The following is a 3,544-nucleotide window of genomic DNA, read 5'->3' as shown; positions in this document are numbered from 1 at the left end:
TGTTCACTTTGGCGAACGCTATGTTCGCCGCTTCTTTTGAACATGATGTTCGCTAATTTGACTTGATTGTTCTTTTGGGTGAACATTGAGTTCGCCGATATGAACCAATATGTTCGGAGAACTATGAAGCCTGTTCGCAAAGATCCACAAGACTTCACCATGGTCACTCGTGGCTATTGGGCAGAGCTTCGCTCCCTATCCAAACGCATGCCAGCAGCCTTTGAGCTGCTGACGCTCATCACTGAGCGCATGAACCGATCTAACGCCCTGGTCATCAGCCAAGCGACGATTGGGCAGTTGCTGGGGTATGGCAGAACCACGATACACAAGGCCGTGAAGCTACTGGAAGAGGAGCAGTGGCTTCAAGTCGTGAAGGTTGGTACTGCGAACGCTTACGTCGTCAACTCCAAAGTGATGTGGGCCGACAAGAGCGGCAAGCGCTACGGCTCATTTTTTGCCGAAGTGATCGTCGGTGAGGATGAACAAACCAAGACCGTTGAAGAACTCAACAGCGTTGAAATCAAGCATCTGCCCATCATCACCCGTGGCTCAATCCCCATTGATGACGGAGCACCACTCCCACCTCCAGACCAGCTTGATTTGCTGCCACCTGACGCGAGTGAATTTCCTAGAGGTGGCACATGATGGACGGCAATGCACCTTGCGGCTGGCTTGGCCGCATCCTCAGCAGCATTCCGCAGTACCAGAACGTCGCGTGGCAGCTCGACCCTATGCTGTGTGAGAGTGACGACTTTTTTTATTCGCTGTATCGCCGGAATTGGCATCACGTTGAAGTCGAAAAGCTCACGCCCGAGGACTGGGAGTTCATCAACGAGCTGGGCCGCAAGTACGGGCCAAACGGCGTGCTTGAGCCTCTCCCACACTGGTCCGATATGAGCATCAATGAGCGTCACGCGGAGTCGCTTTTTCAAGAGCGCTGCGCAGAGCTGACTGAGTACGTCGAGCTGCTGCTGCGGAACACACCTGAGCTTGATCTGAAGACGAAGCCACGCGACTGGGTCGCGCAGTTCGTCAACAAAAAGCAAGTGCGACTCGCAAACGACAGACCCAGCGATCTATTTGCATCGCAGGACGGGATGGGCGAAGTTGAAGCGCTGGTGCGAGAGAAACTGCGTGAGCTACTGCCTTAGCGTCCGAAGCTCGGCAAGAGTCCGCCGGAGACAATCTCTTCGACCCTCGCAAGTGAAAAGCGGTGCCTTACGCACCGCTTTATTTTGAAACCCTTGCCAGATAGGCTTGTTAACCAGCCCTAGTGCTGCCCACACACGAGGCAACTTTGCATACTCAGCAAGGTGGAGCAAATACCACTGCTAGGTTGAGTGATTTAACGCACTTTCACGTTAAATCACCAACTTTGTTATAATCAAGGTCTTGTCGGACACTTGAGTAGTTCAGTCAATTCGATTGCCGTCGAAAAGACTTACTTGAAAAGTTTGTACAGTTCAATCGCTATCGCGATGACCTGAACAACAAGCGTAATCTCAGCTAGCATTGATTCATGTGGGCTTCTCCTATTGATTGATTGCTGGCAAACCATATGCACGTACCCATTACGCGCATATCATTACAGTATAGCACATATACCAGAGAATTTGGTATAGGTGTAAACCCGCATTCGCGGGTTTTTTTGTTTCTGGACTATCGGACTGTCTAGAACATCGTTTTATCTCCCAGGCTCAGGCCCATCCACGCTCCGACTAGCTGAGGTCTTTGGACGCTTCTGCAGAGGCTCTGCAGGTCGTTCTACTGGCTTCCACTCGACCCACCTCAGCAGCTCTTTCTCGTAACCTCCGGCCAGCAAATCCTCGACCATCCTGTCCGCTTTTTCGAGGCTGATAGCCTCACCTGCAGCGACCATGTTTTCGGCTGCGAGCCGCAGCAGCTCGTCGTTTTGAGCCTGCTGCTCTTGCGCTGCCAGGAACGCTTCGGCCTGCTTCATCTGCTCTGCTTCGTCCCGCTGCTGCTGCCGCTCCTGAGCCGCCTCAATTTCAGCCGGCGTGAACATCGCCAAACGAGCCTGCAGCGCGTCGTTTTGGGCCCGCAGCAAGGTCGTTTCTCGCGCCAACCGATCAGCCTGCTCTCGAGCCGGTTTTGCTTGCCGAGCAGCCGCTAACAGCGGCGCTGCACGCTTCGAAAACAGACCGTTGAGTCGCTTGGCCTGGTCTGCGTCCGATTCAACCAGGTCAGCTCTGAGCGAGCGCTTTTCAAGCACTACCTTGGCCACGTCCTTGGCGTGCAGCCCGACTGCCTTGGGCCACTCAACAGCGGCCAGTGCCTTGGCCTGCGCTTGCTCAGCCTGCCACTGCGCCCGCGTCAAACGCCGCCGCCCCGGTCCAAGCCGCGCAAGCCCAAAATCAGCCGCTACAGCGCGCGCAAAGTCATCCTGCCACCCAACCATGGCCCGCCTGTATTCCGTGTTCTGTGCGCCCTTCTTGCCCCCTTGCCGGGCCTTTTCAGCAGCGGCCTGCCTGCCAGGGTGCAGAACCTCAAAGCGCTCGCCCTGCAACGGCACGGCGTAGAAGTGGAGATGGGGGTGGGCCTCGTCGGTGTGTTCAACGACCGACCGCAACCGCTCACCGTACTGCCCCTTGAGCCACGCGACCGTGGCCTCGCGGAAGCGCGGCCAGTCGGCCTGCTGCTCTGCGGGCAGGCTCACAACCCCAGCAGCCAGCGCAAGGCCGTCCCGCCGCAGCCCCCGCCCCTGCGCATCCTTCGCGCTGTTTGCCCAGCTCTCGGCCAGCTCTGCAGCCTCCCGTGGCGTGCCCCCGTAGAGCACCTTCGGCGCTCTCGGCTTCTCGACGTGAGGGCAGGCGTCGGGGTCGCGCATTGCCTCTGCAGCGATCTCGCTGGCAGACCATTTGCGCGCCTTCTCGCCCTGCTTTGAGCCGTGGCGCGCATACCCCTCGATGTGCAGAAATTGGTAGCCCATGTGCCCAGTGTAAGCAGCGCTGAATCATAAGCATAGTGACCGACTATGCTTATCTGCGATAAGCGTCGGCCCCTGTCGGGGGTATGGGGGCATAGCCCCCATGTCAGCGAAGCGGAAACGGCTGTTCAGCAGCACGTCTCGCACGCCCTGGCGGCTGACCCGCGAACCCTACTTTTCGCAGACAGCTTGCCGCCTTCGCGCCTGATGACAATGGCTGTTTTCGCGCGTCACGAACACACGCCTGCACGCGCTCGCGCACGCTGCTAACAATAGAACCGGCATGCCCGCTTGCGGGTCAGCTGGAGCCTGCCGCTCAGGCGGATCAGGTAGTCGAGAGCTTCGCTCACGACCACCTGATCGGAGCTTTCAAACGCTTCGCCGTTTGTAAATTCGTCGCAATGCTGGTGCAACACCGGGGGCAACCGCTCCCCGGCCCGAAGGGCCAGAGGGGGCATATCAGGGCTGTTAGCCCGCCGCAGGCGCTCTGTCCTTCGCCACCCTAAAGAGAATAAGAGGCCGACTTTTCAGAAAAACAGCTGGAATCCAATACTGGCGCGGCTTTGCGGGCGATTTGATTGGGTTCCTTATGTTCAC

Annotated in this window: 3 protein-coding genes; 2 read left to right on the top strand and 1 reads right to left on the bottom strand. The window is 57.5% G+C overall.

The genetic code is table 11. The features are described from left to right. Positions 1–123: 123 nt before the first annotated feature. Both EIC84_RS25775 and EIC84_RS25770 read left to right on the top strand, forming a co-directional pair. Positions 124–645 (top strand): hypothetical protein, encoded by a 522-nt coding sequence (locus tag EIC84_RS25775; protein WP_003071698.1) that lies wholly within the window; start codon positions 124–126, stop codon positions 643–645. Next, positions 642–1,151 (top strand): hypothetical protein, encoded by a 510-nt coding sequence (locus EIC84_RS25770; protein ID WP_003071696.1) that lies wholly within the window; start codon positions 642–644, stop codon positions 1,149–1,151. Before EIC84_RS25775 ends, EIC84_RS25770 begins: the two co-directional genes overlap by 4 nt. Positions 1,152–1,684: 533 nt before the next feature. On the opposite strand, the gene EIC84_RS25765 is transcribed toward EIC84_RS25770, so the two are convergent. Further along, positions 1,685–2,950 (bottom strand): plasmid recombination protein, encoded by a 1,266-nt coding sequence (locus EIC84_RS25765; protein ID WP_134737361.1) that lies wholly within the window; start codon positions 2,948–2,950, stop codon positions 1,685–1,687. Positions 2,951–3,544: the final 594 nt, after the last annotated feature.

Source organism: Comamonas sp. A23, from assembly GCF_004522605.1.
Taxonomy (GTDB): Bacteria; Pseudomonadota; Gammaproteobacteria; order Burkholderiales; family Burkholderiaceae_C; genus Comamonas; species Comamonas thiooxydans.
The sequence above is the reverse complement of the archived record's forward strand: the minus strand, read 5'-3'. Positions and strand labels throughout refer to the sequence as shown.

Bases quoted from the DNA above. Each gene is read 5' to 3' on its own strand.
- EIC84_RS25775 (WP_003071698.1), top strand. From the start codon at position 124: ATGAAGCCTGTTCGCAAAGATCCACAAGACTTCACCATGGTCACTCGT.
- EIC84_RS25770 (WP_003071696.1), top strand. From the start codon at position 642: ATGATGGACGGCAATGCACCTTGCGGCTGGCTTGGCCGCATCCTCAGC.
- EIC84_RS25765 (WP_134737361.1), bottom strand. From the start codon at position 2,950: ATGGGCTACCAATTTCTGCACATCGAGGGGTATGCGCGCCACGGCTCA.